Raw genomic sequence first — 18,311 nt, 5'->3', positions numbered from 1 at the left:
GGCGAGATGTCATCGGCGCGTCACGGCACGGACCGAAGATCGGCCGCGGGTGTGTCTACCTTCACTCTGTTCGTTTCGTAGGTAAAGAGGTAGATATGCGTACTTTGGCGCGCGCGGTCGCCGTCGCGCTGGTGATCGCCCTTCCCGGCACCGCCCAGGCGGCGTACGCCGAGGTCCCGGTGTACGCGCCGGCGAAGGCCCACGGGAACGGCGGTGGCGCAGGGCACGGCGGGGCCGGGGGAGGGCAGGCGCGGCCCGGTTATCAGACGGCAGTCCCGGGCGAGTCGGTCGAGGCCACGCGCACCGACCGCACCGTCGCCCCCGGCATCGTGCTGACCTCCTTCGACACCTTCGGGCGCGACGGCTGGACCAGGGCGCACGTCCTCAACGCCGACCTGTCCGGCCCCGGCGTGGACGTCGGCCTGGTGGGAGGCGCGCTGACCGAGATCGCGCCGCTGTCGAAGTCCGCCGACGCTCGCGGCGCCGTCGCCGCCGTCAACGGCGACTACTACGAGATCAACAACACCAACGCGGTCATCGGCCCGGAGGTCAGGGACGGCGAGCTGCGCAAGGCCACCGACCAGTCCCGCACGGTCGCCGCCGTCGGCGAGGACAAGGTCGCCCGGCTGGCGAGCGCCCTGCTGGAGGGCACCGTCACCGTGGCCGGGGCCGCGCACCGGGTCAACGTCCTCAACTCGCCCTCCTTCCCCGCCAACGGCGTCGCCGTCTTCACCGGCCAGTGGGGTCCCGCCGCGCGCACGCTGATCGGGAACCCCGGCCCGGTCACCGAACTGGTCGTCGCCGGTGGCGCCGTCACCGCGGTCAACACCGCGATCACGGCGGCCCCGGTGCCGGCGGACGGGCTGGTGGTCGTCGGCCAGGGCAGCGCCGCGGCCGCGCTGGCCGCCGCCAAGCCCGGCGACCGGGTCACCCTGGACGTCGGCCTGCGTACCGACTCCCCGGCTGGGCTGCGCACGGCCCTCGGCAGCGGCGAGGTGCTCGTCCGCGACGGCCGGGCGATCGACTTCCCGCCGTCCACCGGCAACGACGCGCCCAAGCCGCGCACCGCCATCGGCTGGCAGGAGGGCGGCAAGAGGCTGCTGCTGGTCACCGTGGACGGCTCGGCCAACTTCTCCGCCGGTCTGAGCTTCGACGAGACCGCCAAGCTGATGGTGCGCCTGGGCGCCCGCGAGGCGTTCATGCTGGACGGCGGCGGCTCCTCCGACCTCGTGGCCCGCGCCCCCGGCGACGGCCGGGTGAGCGTGGTGAACACGCCGTCCGACGGCGGCGAGCGGCCCATCCCGAGCGGCATCGGCCTGTTCACCGCCAAGGGCTCGGGCAGGCTCACCGGTCTCGCCGTCCGCACCGGCGCCGCCCGCGTGTTCCCCGGCCTGACCCTCACGGTGTCGGCCGCCGGGCACGACGAGACCCTCGCCCCGGCCGCGCTGGGCGGCGCGCGCGTCACCTGGGACGCGGGCCGGCTCGGCGAGGTGCGCGGCGGACTGCTGCGCGCCGCGCGCTCCGGCCAGGGCGCGGTCAGCGCCCACGCGGGGCGGGCGCGCGGCGAGGCGAAGGTCCGCGTGCTCGGGGAACTGGCCACCGCCCGGTTCACCTCCGCGAGCCTCACCCTGGAGAGCGGCGAGTCCGCGGTGGTCGGGGTGCGCGGGTACGACGCCGACGGCTTCGACGCGCCGGTCGCCGCCCGCGACCTGCGGCTCGACCACGACTCCTCGGTCGTCAAGGTCGAGCCGCGCGACGACGGTTCGCTCGCCATCACCGGCCTGGACGCCCCCGGCGGCACGGCCACGGTCGTCACCGCCACCGTCGGCGGCAAGACGGCCCGCCTGCCCGTGGTGGTCGGCCTCAAGCGCCGGTCGCTCGCCGAGTTCGAGCCCGGCGAGCAGTGGGGCGTCTCCACCGCCCGCGCGACCGCGTCGGTCGCCGTGGTGGACGCCCCCGACCGTCCCGGCGCCCCGGCCGGCAACCGGGCGCTCGCGCTGCGGTACGACTTTTCCGGCACCTCCGGGACCTCCGCCGCGTACGCGGTGGCCCAGCCCGCGGCGCTGACCCTCCCGCACGGCACCCGGCGCATCGGCGTGTGGGCCTACGGGGACGGCAGGAGGCACTGGCTGCGTGCCACCCTGCGCTCCCAGGGCACCACCAACGTGCCGTTCACCTTCGCGACGCTGGTCGACTGGACCGGCTGGAAGTGGGTGGAGGGCACCCTGCCCGCGGGCTTCTCCGAGCCGATCACCCTCACCAACCTATACGTCGTGGAGACCTCCAACCTCGCCAAGGACGCGGGTGAGATCAGGTTCGACGGGCTGACCGCGCTCGTCGGGGAGGAGGTCACCGCGGACGCCGAGATCGGTTCCGACCCCTTCGTCCTGATGCAGGACGGCATCGGTCCCGGCCGCTGGCGCTTCGCGATCATGTCGGACCTGCACGTCAGCGCGGCGGCGGGCCCGTCGTCGTTCCCGGCGCGGCAGGCGGCGGCGGCGCTGCGGCAGGCCGTCGCCGCCCGTCCCGACTTCATCGTGGTCAACGGCGACTTCGTGGACAACAACCTTCCCGCCGACATCGCCTTCGCCGAGCGGATCCTCACCGACAACGTGCCCGCCGGCCTGCCGGTGTACTGGACGCCCGGCAACCACGAGTCCGGCGCCACGGCCACCGGCACCCTGGACGCCTTCCTGGCCACCGGCCGGCCGGCCCGCCAGGTCTTCGACCACAAGGGCACCCGCTTCGTCCTGCTGAACACCACGCTCGGCGGGCTGCGCGCCTCCGACTGGTCACAGATCCCGGCCCTGCGCGCCGAGCTGGACAAGGCCGCGAAGGACCGGTCGGTGCGGTCGCTGGCCGTGGTCTTCCACCACCCGCCGCGCGACCCGTCGGGCGCGGGGAGCTCGCAGTTCGCCGACCGGCTCGAGGCCGGGCTGGTCGAGCGGTGGCTGGCGGAGTGGCGCGAGAGCGCCGGCAAGCCGGTCGCGCTGTTCTCCGGGCACGCGCACACCGCCGCGGTCGGCCGGGCCGACGGCGTCGCCGAGATCACCACGCCCCCGGTCGGCAAGACGCCGTACAGCTCCCCCGACAAGGGTGGATTCTTCGGCTGGATGCTGGTCGGCGTCGACCCCGCCCCCGGGAAGGTCGAGGCGGGTCTGCCGAGTCCGCGCTCGCGCGACTGGCTGACCGCCAGGGTCAACCCGCTGCTCGACACGATCACTCTCACCGCGCCCGGTACGCTCGCCGCCGGGGCGAGCGCGCAGGTGTCGGCCACCGGTGGCACGACGGCCTTCGGCCTGACCTTCCCGCTGCGATACCCCGCGAGCGTCACCTGGAGCGGCGACCGGGCCCTCGCCGTCGCGGCGGACGCGGCAGCGGCCAAGGCCGCGGCCCGCGGGCACGGCGTGGTGGCGGTCCTGGACCTGTCCAGCGGCCGGCTCACCGCGGTGCGTCCCGGCCGGGCCACCCTCACCGTCACGGCCGGGGACCGCGCCGCCTCCGCGCAGGTGACGGTCACGGGGGGAGCGGCCTCCCGCTGACCGGCCCGCTCAGGCCGAGGAGGGTTTCTCGTACCCCTCGTCCCCGCCGTGCACGCCGGTGTCCGGGTCGAGTTCCGGCTGGTTCGCCGGGTCGGTCGGCGAGGGGGCGAACTCTTCGGCGAAATCCGGTTCGTCGTGGACGTCCTGCTGCTCCGCCCGGCGGTCCGCCAGCGGGACGTCCTCGTCCTCGCGATCTTCGCGCCGGGATCCAGGCTGCGACATGCTTCCCCCAGGGCACTCGTCGTCCGAAACCGGCTCCGTACCCGGGAACGGCCAGGTCAACCCCAGGTCGGCGCGGGGCGGGGGGCCGGAGGGGCCATCTCGGGCCGGAGGGCCGGTGCGGCGGTGGCGGCGGGGGCGGGCAGGGCGAAGGCCACGGCCTTGCCGGACCCGCCGCCGGCCGACATGGTGGTCGGGTAGGCGTAGCAGTGCCCGTTCGACAGCCGGTGGGCCAGCAGCAGCCCCCGCCCGCTCTCGGCGAGCGACGCCGCGTCGAGCAACTCGTCGAGCAGACCGTCGATCTCGGTGTCGATCGCCGGACGGGCCGGTCCGGCGGCGCCGGAGTCGTCCGGCCCGCGGTCGCTCTCCTGCAGGCGGGTCAGGATGGCCGCGATGGCGTCGGCGTCCTGGCCGCCGTCCACCACCTCACACCACATCGGAATGCCGCTCAGGCAGTGGACGCGCAGCTCGTACGGGCCGCGCGCGTGCGTCTCGGAGTTGGCGGCCAGCTCGGCCACGATGATCTCGGCGTCACCGATGTCGCTCTCGGCGACCCCGGCCCCCGCCAGGGCGGCCCGCAGCACCACCCGGCCACACCGCGAGGCCGACCCCGGCCGCAGCGTCGTCACCAGCACCCGGAAGGCGCCCGCGACGAGGGCCGCGGCCGACTCCTCGCCCGTCCACCGCTCCTGCGCCGGCACTCCCGCACCTCCCGCCTGGCCGTGCGGCCAGGCCGGCGCCCCGGTGCTCGGGTGAGCCTCCTGCTGAACGGGTTGCTCGGCGCGCATGGGTGACCACTCCTTGGGCTTGTCGACGCGATGGGCCGGCGGAGGAAGCGCGCGGTGATCCCTCCGGGGTTGGATCCATGCTGCGCGTGCGGCGCTCAGAACGGCCAGACGCCTCACCGATACCCATCTCGGGTCTGCGGCGATCGGCCGAGCCGATAGGCCCGGGCGATCGGTCCAACCGTTATCGGCCACGGGGACCACGGTGACCTGGTTACCTGAGAGGCCAGCGAGTTCACCGTGGAAGGTCGGCATGAACGTCACTCATGCGAACGAGCAGGCGATCAGCTTCGCGGTCTGGGAGCGGCCGGCGATGCGCCAGGCGCTGGGGGCGCGCGACATCGCGACGGTCTACCTGCTCCTGCAGCGGGTCGGCATCTCCCAGCGGCGTATCGCCGCCCAGACCGGGCAGTCGCAGTCGGAGATCTCCGAGATCCTCAACGGGCGCCAGGTCATGGCCTACGACGTGCTGGTCCGCATCGCCGACGGGCTCGGCGTGCCGCGCGGCTACATGGGGCTGGCCTACGACGACGCGGCCCCGGCCGCCGATGGCCCGGGCCGGCCCGGGCAGGAGGACGAGGTGGACGAGGACGAGCAGGTGCGGCGGCTGCTGGCGCACGCCGCCCAGGTCACCATCGGCGCCCTGGCCGTCACCGACGACGACTGGCGCCGTCCGATGGCCCGGGCCGACACCCCCGTTCCCGGCAGGATCGGCGAGGCCGAGGTGGAGCAGGTGGAGATGGTCACCCAGTCGTTGCGCGCACTCGACTACCGCTACGGCGGCGGCGTGTGCCGGGACGCCGTGGTCGCCCAGCTCGCCTGGTCGCAGCGGCTGCTGCGCGCGGCCTGCTCCGAGCAGGTCGGGCGCCGCCTGCACCGCGCCCTGGCCGACCAGCACAACCTCGCCGGTTGGACGTCCTTCGACGTCGGCCTGCACGGTGCCGCGCGTGTCCACCTGGCCCGCGCGCTGGAGCAGGCCAAGCACGCGGGGGACCCGTCGCTGGCGGCGAACATCCTGTACCGGATGGGACGCGTGCACCTGCACCTGTCCCGGGTGCAGGACGCATTACGGTTCTTCCAACTCGGGCAGATCTGCGCCCAGGACGCGAGCTGCGAGCTCACCGTGGCGATGCTGTGCGCCAACGAGGCGTGGGCGTACGCGCTGCTCGGCGACGAACGGCTCGCCATGAAGTCCATCAACAGGGCCTACGACGAGTTCAACCGGGCCCGTCCGGAGGAGGCGCCGGGATGGGTGCGCTTCTTCACCGAGGTCGACCTGCAGGCCGCGAGCGGCGTGGCCCACGCATCCCTGGCCGAGGTGAACGCGGGGCGCCATCTGCCGAAGGCGGCGGAACTGCTGGCGACCAGCGTCCAGCGGCGCGAGTCCGACATGGCGCGGAGCAAAGTGTTCGAACTAATCGGCCTCGCCACGGTGCGGCTGAAACTAGGAGAGGTGGAACAAGGCGTGATAGACGGGCACGACGCCGTCACGCTGATCACTCAGATCAGGTCCGTGCGGACGATCGACCGCCTCAGCCCGCTGGAGGTGGCCGCTGAGGACCGTCCCAACGATTCCGGCGTGCGAGACCTGCTCCGGCGCATCGCGGAGCTGCGGGCCGGATGAGCGTCACCACGATCGACCCCTCCGGCGGGCTGACCAGGGACAACCTGCACTTCCTGCTCGGCGCGGTCTGCGCAGGGACGGGCCTGGACCCCGCCGGCGCCGAGCTGATCAAATTCACCAACAACGCCGTCTTCCGGCTGCGCGCGGCCCCGGTGGTCGTCCGCATCGCCGGGTCCACCGCCGCTCGCGAACGAGCCGGGCTCGTCGTGCGGGTGGCCCGCTGGCTGGAGGGTCACGACTTCCCGGCCGTGCGGCTGCTTCCCGGGTTCGACCAGCCCATCCTGCTGCACGGCCAGACCATCACCCTGTGGCGGGAGGTTCCAGATCGCGCGCGCCGTCCGGACGGCGCCGACCTGGCCCGGCTGCTCCGGCGCCTGCACCGTCTTCCCGGGCCTCCCGCGGGCCTGCCGCCGTGGCGGCCGATGGACGAGGTGCGCAAGCGGCTGTCGGAGCCCGAGGAGCTCGACCCGGCCGACCACGCGTTCCTGACCCGCGAGTGCGACGAGGTGGAGGAGCAGCTCGCCGGGCTGCGGTTCGCGCTGCCCCGCGGGCTCATCCACGGGGACGCCTTCCTCGGCAACGTCATCGCCGGGCCGTGCGGGCCGGTGCTGTGCGACTTCGACGGGACGGGCATCGGCCCGCGCGAGTGGGACCTCGCCCCGGTCGCGGTCGGCCGGCTGCGGCTGGACTACCCGGCCGACGACCATGCCCTGATGGTCGAGCACTACGGGGTGGACGTGACGGCGTGGGAGGGATTCCCGGTGCTGCGCCGCCTGCGTGAGCTCAAGCTCGTCACCAGCGTGCTGCCCGTCCTGCGCAGCAACCCGGCGGTCCGGGGCCAGTGGGAGCACCGCATGCGCACCTTCCGCGCCCGCGACCTCACCACCCGCTGGCAGCCGTACCGCTGACGCCGGCCCTGTCCTGTCCTGCCCTGTCCCGATCCTGGTGCGGGTGCTTCCACCGTTGGCGTGTCCATCACGGCGCGCCTTGACGTGGCCCGGACACCCCGGGAGCCTGCCACGGCGGACGGGGCACGGCAGGTCCTCCTCTCCGGAGGGACAGGGATGGTCCGGGCGGGGAGCGGGGGCCGGCGGGGCGTGCCAGGATAGGACGGTGACAACGGCGGTGGACACGGGCATCGACCTGGCTGATCTGGCGTTCTGGCGCAGGCCGCCGAGCGAGCGCGAGCGTGACTTCGCCCGGCTGCGCGGCCTGCCGCACCCGGTGTTCTTCCCCGAGCGCCGGGTGCCCCTGCTCCGCTCGGGCAAGGGTTTCCACGCCCTGGTGAAGCACGCCGACGTGGTGGAGGCCAGCCGCAACGCCAAGGTCTTCTCCAGCGAGCCCGCCGTGACCAACCCCGAGCCGCCCGGGTGGGTCAAGCACGTGTTCGGCGACTCGATGGTCAACCTGGACGATCCCCGGCACGCCCGGCTGCGCCGCATCGTGTCCCGCGCCTTCTCGCCGAAGATGCTGAGCAACCTCAACGACGACATCGCGGCCGCCGCCGAGCGCATCGTGGACGACGTCGTGAAGGAGGGGCCGCGCGACTTCGTGTCCCAGGTCGCCGCCCGGCTGCCCATCCACGTCATCTGCGACATGATGGGCATCCCTCCCGGCATCCGCGCCAAGGTGCACGAGCACGTGGACGTCTCCACCGCCTACACCGGCGTGCGCATGAGCCTGCCCCGCACCGTCGCCATGGCCGGCCGCAACATGGCCGCGCTGTTCGCCCTGCAGCGCATGGTGATCGCCCTCGGCCGTGAGCGGGAGCGCGACCCGGGTGGCGACCTGGTGTCCGCGCTGGTCACCGCCAACGTGGACGGCGAGCGGCTGACGCCGAAGGAGCTCGGCTCGTTCTTCACCCTGCTGCTGGTGGCCGGCAACGAGACCGCGCGCAACACCATGGCGCACGGCCTCAAGCTGCTGACCGACAACCCGGGCGAGCGTGAGCGGCTGGTGGACGACTTCGACGGCCACATCGCGGGCGCCATCGAGGAGACCGTCCGGTACGTCTCGCCCATCATGCAGTTCCGGCGCACCGTCACCGAGGAGTACGAGATGCGCGGGGTGCGGCTCGCGCCGGGTGACAAGGTCGTGCTGTTCTACGGCTCGGCCAACCGGGACGAGGAGGTCTTCGACGCCCCCGGCCGGTACGACATCACCCGCAAGCCGAACCCGCACGTCGGCTTCGGCGGCCCCGGCCCGCACTTCTGCCTCGGCGCCAACCTCGCCCGCCAGGAAATCAAGATCATGTACCGTGAGCTGTTCACCCGTCTCCCCGGCATCCGCGCCACCGGCGAGCCCGAGCTGCTGCTGTCCAACTTTGACAACAGCGTCACCGCCCAGCCCTTCACCTTCTGACCGGCCGCCGGGCGGGTTCGCCGAGGTGATCGGCGCACGAGGCCCCGCGCCGGCGAGATGTGCGATCCGCCGGCCGGGCCGGCGCGGCTACGGCCGCAGGCCCCGCAGCAGGATGTCCAGGTAGCGGTCGATCGCGGCGTCATCGTCGTCGCCACTGCGGATGGCGTGCTGCAGCCCGCACGTCAGCCTGCGTACGTCGTCCGGCACGATGTCGGGGCGGATGACCCCGGCCGCGCGGGCACGGTCGAGCACGCGCTCCGACAGCGTCAGCAGCTCGCGGGCCAGGGCCAGGATCTCGGCGTCCTGGGACTCGGGCGCCGACAGGATCGCGGCGAGCGCGGGATCGGCGAGCTGGTGGTTCAGGCCGGCGCGCAGCAGGTTGCGCAGCCCGTCCGCGATGTCGGGGTTGTCGGCGGCCGCCGCGGCGGCCGCGACCAGCTCCCGGAAGCCGTCGGACGCCAGTGACTCCAGCAGCGCCTGCCGGTCGGCGAAGTGGCGGTAGACCGTGCCGACGCCGACGCCGGCGTCCTTGGCGATGGCGTTGAGCGGGAGTTCGAGATCACCGGCGGCGATGCGTGCGCGCGCGGCGGCCAGCATCCGTTCCCGTACCCGTGCGGAGTCGGCGCGCAGTGTCACGTTGAGAGGATAAACCATCCGCTGCTGTGGTACCGTTCGAGCTGAACGGATAAATTATCCCCTAAGCTGGGACGGCGAGCATGGCACTGGCATGGTCCTACGACGACATCCCCGACCAGACCGGACGGACGACACTGATCACCGGCGCGAGCAGCGGCCTCGGCCTCGTGGTCGCCGGGCAGCTCGCCCGCCGCGGCGCGAGCGTCATCATGGCGGTACGCGACCCCGCCAAGGGCGAACGCGTCCGCGCCGAGCTGACGGGCGACCTCGAGGTGCGCCAGGTCGACCTGGCCGACCTCGACTCGGTACGGCGCTTCGCCGACCGCATGCACGCCGACGGGCGCCACATCGACGTGCTGATCAACAACGCGGGCATCGGCACCACGGCGCCCGACCTGACCCCGCAGGGGTACGAGCGCGTCTTCGCCACCAACCACCTGGGCCCGTTCGCGCTCACCGGCCTGCTGCTCGACCTGTTCCGTCCCGACCACGACCCGCGGGTGGTCGCCGTCGGCTCCAACCTCTACCGCCGCACCCGCCCCCGCACCGACTTCGAGGACCTCGCCGCCGAGCGCCCGATCTCGCACGGCGTCGCCTACGTGAAGTCCAAGACCGCGGCCCTGCTCTTCGGCGCCGAACTCGACCGCAGGCTGCGGCGGGCGGGCAGCCCCGTCCGCAGCTTCCTCGCCCACCCGGGCATGGCCTCCACGCCGATGCACGACCAGGCCCAGAGCCTGGCGCAGAAGGCGCTGCTCGCGGTCGCCAAGCCGCTGTTCAGCCGTCCGATGGAGCAGGGCGGGTTGCCACTGGCGTTCGCCGCCACGAGCCCCGCCGCGCGAACCGGGCAGTTCCTCGGCTTCGCCGCCCGCCGCACGGACCTCCGCGTCCACTTCGACGCGCTCGTACCACCCGCCGACGACCTCGCCCTGGCCGAGCGCCTCTGGCGGCTGTCGGAGGAGGCGACCGGCGTCCGCTACCTGGACGCCGAACTCGCCGAAAGCGCCTGACCGGCCACGGCCACCCCGGCCGGCGTCGTCCGGTGAGCCCGCTTCGGCGCGGAACGCCGCGACCGGTCCGGCTTGACCTCCACCGCTGTTGAAGTTGCACACTGCGGCACATGATCTTCACGCGAGCGGAACTCGACTATCTGGCCACGCAGCGTCTCGGACGGCTGGCGACCGTCTCCCCGGACGGGCAGGTGCAGAACAACCCGGTCGGCTTCTTCCTGGACGCCGGCACGATCGTCATCGGCGGGCACGCGCTGGGCGGATCCAAGAAGTTCAGGAACATCCAGCACGGCAGCACGGTCGCGTTCGTCGTGGACGACCTGGCGACGATCGATCCGTGGACACCCCGGGGCATCGAGATCCGGGGCACGGCGGTGGCGCTGACCGACCACGAGCCGCCCCTGCCGTACTTCTCCCGGGAGATCATCAGAATCACCCCGGCCAAGGTCATTTCCTGGGGTCTGGGCGGGCCACAGGAGAGCCGCAGGGTGTGAAGGGAGATCACCCGCCGCACCGTGCGGACCGTGGTGCGGCGGCCGTGGTCAGCCCCCGGTGAAGTACTTCTTTGCGCCGTCGTGCAAGGGGACGGGGGCGGTCTTCGGGGCGTCGGCCTTGCTCATATTCCCGGCCTCCGGATGCACCTTGACCAGCTCCTGCTGGTGGTCGAACAGGATGCGCGCGAGGTCACCGGCCAGGCCCGCGGGCATCTTGTCCGAGACGACCAGGAGGTTCGGGACCGCGATGGTGGCGACGTCGTCACCGGTGCCGTAGACGGCCTTGCCGATCGAGCCGGCCTGGTACACCTCGCCGTACTCCGACCGCAGCTTGGGCAGCAGGTCGTCGAGCGGGACGAAGACCACGTCCTGCTTAAGAGTCGTCACCAGGTCGGTGACGCCGCCGGTCGGCAGGCCACCGGACCAGAACAGCGCGTCCAGGGTGCCGTCCTTGATGCCCTGGACGGTCTCCGGCAGCGACAGCGCCTGCTTGCGCAGGCCGGTGTCCGGGTCGACGCCCGCGGCCCGCAGCAGGCGCAGCGCGATGTACTCCGTGCCGGAGTTCGGGGAACCGGTCGAGACGCGCTTGCCCTTCATGTCGGCCACCGAGCGGATGCCCGCGTCGGCGCGCGCGATGACATGGGTGTAGTTGGTGTAGATGCGGGCCAGCGCCCGGATGGGCTGCGGCGCGGAGAACGCGCCCTTGCCGGTCGCCGCGTCCCCGGCGGCGTCGGCCAGGGTGAAGGCGATGTCAGAGTCCCCGCGCACCACCCGCTGGATGTTCTCGACCGAGGCGCCGGTCGCCTCGGCCGTGACCTGGTAGCCGGGCAGGTTCCTGCCGATCAGGTCGGCGTACCCGCCGCCGAGCTGGTAGTACACGCCGGTCGTGTTACCGGTCGCGATGGACAGCCGGCCGCCCTTGTACACGCCTTCTTCGTCGGCGGTCCGGCGTTCACCGCCGCAGGCCGCGAGCGCGAGGACCAGGCCGACCGCCACGGCCGCCAGTCGGGTGAAGGATCGCGTCAACTTCCCTCCTCGGATGGGGCGGACACCGGCCCGTGGTCACGGCCGGGGCGCCGCAGGACGACGTGCACCAGGAACGCGACGGCCAGGAGCGCCAGGCCGGCCGCGACGCTCGCGGGTTCCAGATAGAGCAGGATCAGCGCCGACGCCCCGCACAGCAGGCGTTCGGGCCATCCCGCGCGGCGCAGCATCCAGCCGCCGGTCGCCGCCGCGAGCGCCGCCACGGCGACCGCGGACACCGCGAGCGCGGCGAGCACCTGCGGCCACGGGCCCTGCCACAGCAGTGCCCGGCCGGGCGGGGCCAGCACGAACGCCATCGGGACCAGGAAGGCGGGCAGGGTGTACTTCCAGGTCATCATCATGGTGGTGAACGCGTTGCCACCGGTGATGGCCGACGCCGCGACCGCGGCCAGCGCCGTCGGCGGCGTCACCTCCGAGAGCACCGCGTAGTAGAAGATGAACATGTACGCCGCCACCGGCGTCACGCCGAGCACCTGCAGGGCGGGCCCGATGATGACGGCTGCGATGATGAACGACGCGGTGACCGGGACGGCGAGCCCCAGCAGCAGCACCGCCAGCGCCGCCACCACCGCGGTCATGGCCAGCCCGCCCCCCGACAGGTCCACGATGATGCGCGAGGCCTTCAGGCCGAGGCCGGTGAGCGTGACCACCGCGACGATGATCCCGGCGGCGGCCGTGGTGGCCGCGACCGGCAGGACGCCGAGGGTGCCCACCGACAGGGCCTTGGCCGCCCGGCGCGGACCGAGCCGCCTCTCCGGGTCGAGGAACGACAGGGCGAAGGCGATGACCGTGGCGTAGACGACCGCCCGGAAGGGCGAGACGCCCAGCGCCATCAGCACCACGATCGCGATCAGCGACGAGAAGTGGTATCCGAAGCGGGTCAGCAGGCGCCGGGTGGAGGGAACGTCGCGCTCCACCTCGCGGGCGCCGAACCTGCGCGCGTCGATCTCGACGGCCAGGATGATCCCCAGGTAGTACAGCAGGGTCGGCACGACCGCGTACAGCAGCACCTGCAGGTAGGACACCTTGAGGTACTCGGCGATGATGAACGCCGCCGCGCCCAGCGTCGGCGGGGAGAGAATGGCGCCGATCCCGGCCGCGGCCAGCACGCCGCCGCCCTGCGCGGGCGCGTAGCCGGCCCGCCTGAGGATCGGCCAGGCCACGCTGCCCAGCGACACCGCGGTCGCCGTGCCCGACCCCGACACCGTGCCCAGCAGGAACCCGGCCAGGGTCACCGTGCGCCCCGGCGCGGCGGCCGAGCGGCGGAACGCGGCGAAGGAGATGTCCAGGAAGAACCGGCCCGCGCCGGAGTACTCCAGCACCGCCCCGTAGATCGTGAACAGCACGATGTAGGTCGCCGCCACGTCCAGCGGCACCCCGAACAGCCCTTCAGTGCCCATGTAGAGCTGGACCAGGATGCGGCCGAGGTCGTAGCCGCGGTGCCCGATGCTCCAGTCGACCGGAAGGTAGCCGCCGTAGTAGGCGTAGGCGACGAACGCCAGGCAGATCGCCGGCAGGATGGCCCCGACGGTACGCCGCGTCGCCTCCAGCACCAGCAGGGTGCAGCCGGCCGCCATGACCAGGTCGAGCGCCGACGGGTCGAAGGTCCGGCGGATGAACGCGTCGAAGGCGAACAGCGGGTACGCGCAGACGACCACGGAGAGCGCGGCCAGCGCCCAGTCCACCACCCCCGGCCGATCCCGTCCCGGCTTCGTCCCCGCGTCCGGCCCTGTGCCGCGCGCCGGGTCCGTCTCGGCATCCCGCGCCGGATCGGGTTCCCCGTTCCCGTCCCGAGCCGCGACCCGTGCCCGGCGCGGCAGGCCCGGCCGGTACACCAGGAACGTGAGCGCCAGCACCAGGGCCAGGAAGCTCATCCGGTACGGCAGAACGGGCAGCGGGTCGAACACCACGTACAGCGCGTAGAGCGACACGCACATCGCCACCACGCCGACGGCACGGCCCAGGACGCCGGTAAGGTCGCGGGCGGGCTTCTCGGCGTCGTACTCGGCGATGAGCCTGCGAGCGTCGGAGGCCTCGTCGCCCCCGTCGCCGGCCGGGGACGGCGACGCGGTGCCGTGCGCGGTGGTCGACACGCCTACCTCCCGGCTCCTCGGCCCCATCGGGCACCTGACGCAACAAGGAACACGACGTCCATGTAAACGTAGGTGTTGAGCGCAAACTTTTAAAGGTCATTCACCCGATGTCCGCAACCGTGAACCCGGGACCGGGTGTTCGGCGCCGGTCCCGCGGGTGGACGGCTACGCGGGCAGGGCCGCTGTGAGGTCGACCTCGATCAGCTGTCCTGCGAAGCCGAGCCGGGCAACGCCCAGCAGTGTGCTCGCGGTGGTGAACGCCGGTCCTAGAGCCGATCCGGTCAGACGCCGCCAGGCGGCGCCCAGGACCGCGCCATCGTCGCTGACGACATAGATCACTGAGCGGACGACATGTTCCGGACGGGCGCCCACCGCGCTCAGGGCGGTGACGGCGTTGGCCGCCACCTGGTCGATCTGGGCGTCGAGATCATCTGGACCGACGAGCTCCCCTGAACGGTCGAGTGGGCACTGTCCCGCCAGGAAGGCCGTCCGGCCCGCCTCAACGACGGTGACGTGGTGATATCCCGGCGTCTCATGGAGCCGGGCGGGATTGATGCGTGTGATCTGCGAAGCCATGCGCGCGAGTCTGGCGACTCGGCCGACTCACCGCACCAGGTTTTTCAGCGGACCCACCCCACCCCGGCCGGGAGGGCCCGCAGCGTCCCGGCGTCGGCACCGGCCCGCGTCCGGCCCAACATAATCCTGATCGCAGAATATGCCGATCATAAAAGTGGGCCAGAGTCACACGAATTCGGCTGGTGACGGGAGAGTCTCGCCGATGGCCGGTCGTAATGATCGGGAACATGTTCTTCCGCAGTGCTCGGCACGCGAAGTTAACAACCTGGCGCGAATCATCAACGACATTTGGCTCTGTTTCAGCAACGATTTTAGATGTACGAAGTCGAAGGCAGGACAGATTCGAAAGGGTGGTCCAGACGTGATGAAAAAGTACGTGATCGCGGGGGTGCTGGCGGCCGGTGGCCTTCTGGCGGTGGCCGGTCCCGCGGGCGCCGGCACGGGAGATCCCGTTCAGCCGTTCGGGTCCTGTGGCCAGGTGGTCAACAACGTGAGGGTCAGTGGGGCTCAGGCGAGCTGGTCGCATTCCTGCTCGAATGGGAACATCCGAGTCTCGGGCTGGGTCAAGGACACCAGCGCTGATGGAAAGTGCGCGCAGGTGAAGGCCGAGTACTCCAACGGTACGCAGTGGAGCGCCAAGGCGTGCCCGAAGGACCAGGTCAAGTATTTCGATTTCAACGGTCCCGGGAGCAGTGTTCCCGTCTACCTGTTCACCGTCTGAGAACGGTCGGCGAATAGAGTCGCCGAGTTCTTCGAGGTGATGGAGACGGTCCGCGCGGCGGTGGGGCGGTTGCGATCCAAAATTCGTGACAGCCCCACCTGGCGGGGCAGGCGGGTCAGCCGGGGTTCGGTGGCTGGAAGAGGGGGGCGTGGGAGGTGACGTACTCCTCGATGGTCTGGCCCGGAGTGCCGGTGATCTCTTCGACCGTGCGGGTCAGACGGTCGTACCTGCCCTGCCGGTGCAGGCGGGCCATCGTGGCGATGTGCTGTTCGACGTACGGGTGCAGGCCGGCCGGGGCCAGCACCTCCTCGGCCCAGACGTCCAGCGGGACGTCCTCGTGAGTCACCGGCCTGCCCAGCGCGCGGGAGAACTCCGCGGCGACGCCCGCCATGTCCTGCGACCGCGGGCCGGTCAGCTCGTACACGCGTCCGATGTGCGGGGCCGGGTCGGCCAGCACCGTGGCGGCGACCCGCGCCACGTCGCGGGCGGCGATAGGTGAGGAACGCCCGGTGCCGAACGGGAGCCGGATGACCCCGCGCTCGGCGATCGTGCGCGCCGCCAGCGTGGTGAACAGCGGATTGTCCAGTAAGACCGTCGGGCGCAGGTGCACGACCGGCAGCCCGGACCAGTCCAGCACCTGCTCGGCCAGCCAGTGCAGCCGCTGCTGGTCGGACTCCTCGGTGCTGGTCACGCCCATCTGCGACACCGTCATCTGCGACACGTCGACCAGGACCTCCAGGTTCCCGGTCGCCCGCGCCACGGCCGCGACCGTCGCGGCGGCGACCAGGTACGACGAGGACACCCCCATGCCGAAGTACACCCTGCGGGTGCCTTCCAGGCACCGCGCCACCTCGGCGGGCAGGGTCAGATCGCCGGTGACCACCTCGGCGCCCAGCTCGCGCAGCGACTTGGTGCGCTCGTCCTCCCGGTGCACCATCGCGCGCACCGGCAGGCCGCGTTCGCGCAGCAATGCCACCACTGTCCGGCCCACGCCGCCGACGCTCCCGCCCGCTCCGGTCACCAGAATCGGCGCGGGCGCCGAGGCCCCGTCCCCGGGCGTGCCGAAGGCCATCCCGTCATCTCCCTCCGGTGTCCGCCCAGGTCAAGCGGGTGATTCCCAGGCTGGTGGCAGGTCAAGCGGAGAACAACGGAAAGTTGACGCAACTGGAGAGGGGGCACGTGGGCGGGCTCGCACGGGGCAGTGCGGGGGTGTCCGGGATCGGGCGGTTAAGGTCCGAAGTGTGATGAGCATCGACGACTTCGCGCTGGATCCGTCCGTCACGCACCTCAACCACGGGTCTTTCGGCGCGGTGCCCCGCCGGGTGCTGGAGAGGCAGGACGAGCTGCGCCGGGAGGTCGAGCACGCCCCCGATTCCTTCTTCGCCACCATCCTGGACCGCATCGCCAAGGCCCGGGACGAGGTGGCCGCCTTCCTCGGCGCCGAGCCCGAGGGCATCGCGTTCGTGTCCAACGTCACCGAGGGCGTCGCCATCGCGCTGAACGGCCTGCCGCTGCGGCCCGGGGACCAGATCCTGGTCAGCGACCACACCTACGGCGCCGTGGAGATCGCCGCGCGCGTCGCCGCCCGGCGGGCCGGGGCCGAGGTGGTCGTGGTCACCCTGCCGGGCGGGCGGGACGGGGTGTGGACCGGTGAGGAGGCGGCGCAGGCGTACTTCGCGGCCGTCACCCCCCGCACCCGGGTGGCGATCTTCGACCACATCACCTCGGCCACCGCGCGCCTGCTGCCGGTGCGCCGCCTGGTGGACGGCTTCCGCGAGCTCGGCGTGACCACGATCGTGGACGCCGCCCACGCGCCCGGCATGCTGGAGGTGGATCTCGGTGCGCTGGGCGCGGACTTCTGGACCGGCAACCTGCACAAATGGGCGTACGCGCCGCGGCCGACCGGGGTGCTGGCGGTCGCCCCGCCCTGGCGCGAGCGGGTCGAGCCGCTGATCCCGTCGTTCTACCAGCAGGACGGCTTCCCCCGGAGCGTGGAGTTCCAGGGCACCCGTGACCACACCGCCTGGCTGGCCGCCCCGTACGGCCTGCGCCTGTTCGATGAGCCGGCGATGCGCGGCGTCCGGGAGCGCAACGCCGCGCTGGTCGCCCGGGGCAGGGAGATCGTCGCCGAGGTGTCCGGGCTGCCGGCCTGGCCCGCCGACCCCGAGCTCGCGATGTGCGTGCTGCGGCTGCCGGACGGCGTCGCCGAGACCCACCTGCGCGCCGAGGCGCTGTCGGCCGAGATCCTGCGCAGGTACCGCTGCCGGGCCGGCATCAGGTTCCGTCCCGGCGGCGGCCTGCTGCGCCTGTCCGCCCAGGTCTACAACCGGGAACAGGACTACGAGCGCCTCGCCGCCGCCATGCGCGAACTGTTCGCCTGACCGGAGATGCCCGATCCGTCCGGCCGGACCGGGGCGTGCCCGGAGTTCTGACCACCGGGAGACCGGTCCGCCCGCACGCGCTGCGCACGCCGACCGGCCGGGCCGCCTTCGCCGTGGTCTCACGCCTCCGGACGGCCCCGGCGCAGGTGATGGTCACCGAGAACCCGCCACGTCGGACCGGACCATGTTCCGCACCGGACCGCGGGGGATGTGCATCGGCGTGGACCGTGTGGGATCGGACTCGCCCGGTCCGGTGCAGCCTGCCGGAGCCGGGGGAGCCCGGCGCCACGGTTCGGAGCGTCGCGCGATCGTGGCCGCTTCGCGAGGTGGCGCCGGACTCCTGGCTAGCGCGTCGTCACGGGCTCGTGCAGCTCACGCCGGTCGGGGCGCTCGCGCCGCTGCCGTTGGCCGTGTAGCCGAACGTCGTCGACCCGTTGGGGGCGAGGGTGCCGTTGTAGGCGGCGTTCTTCACGGTGACCGCGCCACTGGTGCCGGTGTTCACGCCGTTCCACAGGCTGGAGATGGTCTGCCCGCCGGCCAGTGTCATCCGCACCGTCCAGCCGTTCAGCGTGGAGGAGCCGGAGTTGGTGACGGTCACCTCGCTCTGGAAGCCCGAGCTCCAGTCGTTGACCAGCCGGTAGGTCACCGAGCAGCCGCCCGGCTGCGGAGTCGGGGTCGGGGTCGGCGTGGGAGTCGGAGTGGGGGTCGGGGTCGGGGTCGGCGTGGGGGTCGGGGTCGGCGTGGGGGTCGGGCCGCCGCTGACGCGGTAGACGACGGTGCCGTGTGCGGGGACGCTGGCGGAGATGGCGCCGGTGGTGGTGCTGGTGG

General features: G+C 72.5%; 16 protein-coding genes. 8 read left to right on the top strand and 8 right to left on the bottom strand.

From position 1 onward, the window contains the following. Positions 1-95: 95 nt before the first annotated feature. A complete protein-coding gene (locus IEY93_RS31070; RefSeq protein ID WP_189166718.1) occupies positions 96-3,542 on the top strand; it encodes a phosphodiester glycosidase family protein in 3,447 nt (1,148 codons plus the stop codon). Positions 3,543-3,551: 9 nt separating this feature from the next. On the opposite strand, the gene IEY93_RS31065 is transcribed toward IEY93_RS31070, so the two are convergent. Beyond that, positions 3,552-3,764, bottom strand: coding sequence for a hypothetical protein (locus IEY93_RS31065; protein WP_189166717.1), 213 nt, complete (start codon positions 3,762-3,764; stop codon positions 3,552-3,554). A 56-nt stretch (positions 3,765-3,820) separates the two neighbouring features. Beyond that, positions 3,821-4,549 carry an ATP-binding protein gene (locus IEY93_RS31060; RefSeq protein WP_189166716.1) on the bottom strand — a complete coding sequence of 243 codons (729 nt, stop codon included), beginning with the start codon at positions 4,547-4,549 and terminating at the stop codon, positions 3,821-3,823. Positions 4,550-4,799: 250 nt separating this feature from the next. On the opposite strand from IEY93_RS31060, the gene IEY93_RS31055 reads away from it, so the two are divergent. The 3 genes from IEY93_RS31055 (at position 4,800) to IEY93_RS31045 (ending at position 8,531) form a co-directional block, all read left to right on the top strand. After that, positions 4,800-6,170: a helix-turn-helix domain-containing protein gene (locus IEY93_RS31055; RefSeq protein WP_203968987.1), complete on the top strand. Its 1,371-nt coding sequence runs from the start codon at positions 4,800-4,802 to the stop codon at positions 6,168-6,170. Beyond that, positions 6,167-7,078 (top strand): phosphotransferase family protein, encoded by a 912-nt coding sequence (locus IEY93_RS31050; protein WP_189166715.1) that lies wholly within the window; start codon positions 6,167-6,169, stop codon positions 7,076-7,078. The genes IEY93_RS31055 and IEY93_RS31050 overlap by 4 nt, the downstream gene beginning before the upstream one ends. A 205-nt stretch (positions 7,079-7,283) precedes the next feature. Beyond that, positions 7,284-8,531: a cytochrome P450 gene (locus IEY93_RS31045; protein ID WP_189166714.1), complete on the top strand. Its 1,248-nt coding sequence runs from the start codon at positions 7,284-7,286 to the stop codon at positions 8,529-8,531. An 87-nt stretch (positions 8,532-8,618) separates the two neighbouring features. Here the strand turns inward: IEY93_RS31045 and IEY93_RS31040 are convergent, their stop codons facing one another. After that, positions 8,619-9,167, bottom strand: coding sequence for a TetR/AcrR family transcriptional regulator (locus IEY93_RS31040; RefSeq protein WP_203968989.1), 549 nt, complete (start codon positions 9,165-9,167; stop codon positions 8,619-8,621). A gap of 80 nt (positions 9,168-9,247) precedes the next feature. Here IEY93_RS31040 and IEY93_RS31035 point away from each other — a divergent pair, with 80 nt between their 5' ends. Together IEY93_RS31035 and IEY93_RS31030 are read left to right on the top strand one after the other, a co-directional pair. After that, positions 9,248-10,174 carry an SDR family NAD(P)-dependent oxidoreductase gene (locus tag IEY93_RS31035; protein WP_189166713.1) on the top strand — a complete coding sequence of 309 codons (927 nt, stop codon included), beginning with the start codon at positions 9,248-9,250 and terminating at the stop codon, positions 10,172-10,174. 110 nt (positions 10,175-10,284) lie between these two features. Beyond that, entirely contained in the window at positions 10,285-10,668 is a 384-nt protein-coding gene (locus IEY93_RS31030) for a PPOX class F420-dependent oxidoreductase (RefSeq protein WP_189166712.1), read from the top strand. 48 nt (positions 10,669-10,716) lie between these two features. Here the strand turns inward: IEY93_RS31030 and IEY93_RS31025 are convergent, their stop codons facing one another. The 3 genes from IEY93_RS31025 to IEY93_RS31015 all read right to left on the bottom strand — a co-directional run bounded on the left by IEY93_RS31025 (position 10,717) and on the right by IEY93_RS31015 (position 14,381). Next, positions 10,717-11,694 (bottom strand): TAXI family TRAP transporter solute-binding subunit, encoded by a 978-nt coding sequence (locus tag IEY93_RS31025; RefSeq protein ID WP_203968991.1) that lies wholly within the window; start codon positions 11,692-11,694, stop codon positions 10,717-10,719. Further along, entirely contained in the window at positions 11,691-13,805 is a 2,115-nt protein-coding gene (locus IEY93_RS31020) for a TRAP transporter permease (protein WP_203968993.1), read from the bottom strand. Before IEY93_RS31020 ends, IEY93_RS31025 begins: the two co-directional genes overlap by 4 nt. 165 nt (positions 13,806-13,970) lie before the next feature. Further along, positions 13,971-14,381 (bottom strand): RidA family protein, encoded by a 411-nt coding sequence (locus tag IEY93_RS31015; protein WP_189166710.1) that lies wholly within the window; start codon positions 14,379-14,381, stop codon positions 13,971-13,973. A gap of 202 nt (positions 14,382-14,583) precedes the next feature. Here IEY93_RS31015 and IEY93_RS31010 point away from each other — a divergent pair, with 202 nt between their 5' ends. Beyond that, positions 14,584-15,102 (top strand): hypothetical protein, encoded by a 519-nt coding sequence (locus tag IEY93_RS31010; RefSeq protein WP_189166709.1) that lies wholly within the window; start codon positions 14,584-14,586, stop codon positions 15,100-15,102. 115 nt (positions 15,103-15,217) lie between these two features. Here IEY93_RS31010 and IEY93_RS31005 read toward each other — a convergent pair whose 3' ends face one another. Next, positions 15,218-16,174, bottom strand: a complete 957-nt coding sequence (locus IEY93_RS31005; protein WP_189166708.1) for an NAD(P)H-binding protein — start codon at positions 16,172-16,174, stop codon at positions 15,218-15,220. A gap of 172 nt (positions 16,175-16,346) precedes the next feature. On the opposite strand from IEY93_RS31005, the gene IEY93_RS31000 reads away from it, so the two are divergent. Next, on the top strand, positions 16,347-17,483 hold the full coding sequence (locus IEY93_RS31000) for an aminotransferase class V-fold PLP-dependent enzyme (protein ID WP_189166707.1): 1,137 nt from the start codon (positions 16,347-16,349) through the stop codon (positions 17,481-17,483). A gap of 355 nt (positions 17,484-17,838) precedes the next feature. Here the strand turns inward: IEY93_RS31000 and IEY93_RS30995 are convergent. Beyond that, on the bottom strand, positions 17,839-18,311 hold a 473-nt coding region (locus tag IEY93_RS30995; RefSeq protein WP_229691627.1), incomplete at its 5' end, for a cellulose binding domain-containing protein.

The organism is Sphaerisporangium melleum (assembly GCF_014646695.1).
GTDB lineage: Bacteria > Actinomycetota > Actinomycetes > Streptosporangiales > Streptosporangiaceae > Sphaerisporangium > Sphaerisporangium melleum.
This window is presented reverse-complemented; position numbering and strand designations above follow the sequence as displayed.

Bases quoted from the DNA above. Each gene is read 5' to 3' on its own strand.
- IEY93_RS31070 (WP_189166718.1), top strand. From the start codon at position 96: ATGCGTACTTTGGCGCGCGCGGTCGCCGTCGCGCTGGTGATCGCCCTT.
- IEY93_RS31030 (WP_189166712.1), top strand. From the start codon at position 10,285: ATGATCTTCACGCGAGCGGAACTCGACTATCTGGCCACGCAGCGTCTC.
- IEY93_RS31000 (WP_189166707.1), top strand. From the start codon at position 16,347: ATGAGCATCGACGACTTCGCGCTGGATCCGTCCGTCACGCACCTCAAC.
- IEY93_RS31015 (WP_189166710.1), bottom strand. From the start codon at position 14,381: ATGGCTTCGCAGATCACACGCATCAATCCCGCCCGGCTCCATGAGACG.
- IEY93_RS31010 (WP_189166709.1), top strand. From the start codon at position 14,584: ATGGCCGGTCGTAATGATCGGGAACATGTTCTTCCGCAGTGCTCGGCA.
- IEY93_RS31035 (WP_189166713.1), top strand. From the start codon at position 9,248: ATGGCACTGGCATGGTCCTACGACGACATCCCCGACCAGACCGGACGG.
- IEY93_RS31055 (WP_203968987.1), top strand. From the start codon at position 4,800: ATGAACGTCACTCATGCGAACGAGCAGGCGATCAGCTTCGCGGTCTGG.
- IEY93_RS31005 (WP_189166708.1), bottom strand. From the start codon at position 16,174: ATGGCCTTCGGCACGCCCGGGGACGGGGCCTCGGCGCCCGCGCCGATT.
- IEY93_RS31050 (WP_189166715.1), top strand. From the start codon at position 6,167: ATGAGCGTCACCACGATCGACCCCTCCGGCGGGCTGACCAGGGACAAC.
- IEY93_RS31060 (WP_189166716.1), bottom strand. From the start codon at position 4,549: ATGCGCGCCGAGCAACCCGTTCAGCAGGAGGCTCACCCGAGCACCGGG.
- IEY93_RS31065 (WP_189166717.1), bottom strand. From the start codon at position 3,764: ATGTCGCAGCCTGGATCCCGGCGCGAAGATCGCGAGGACGAGGACGTC.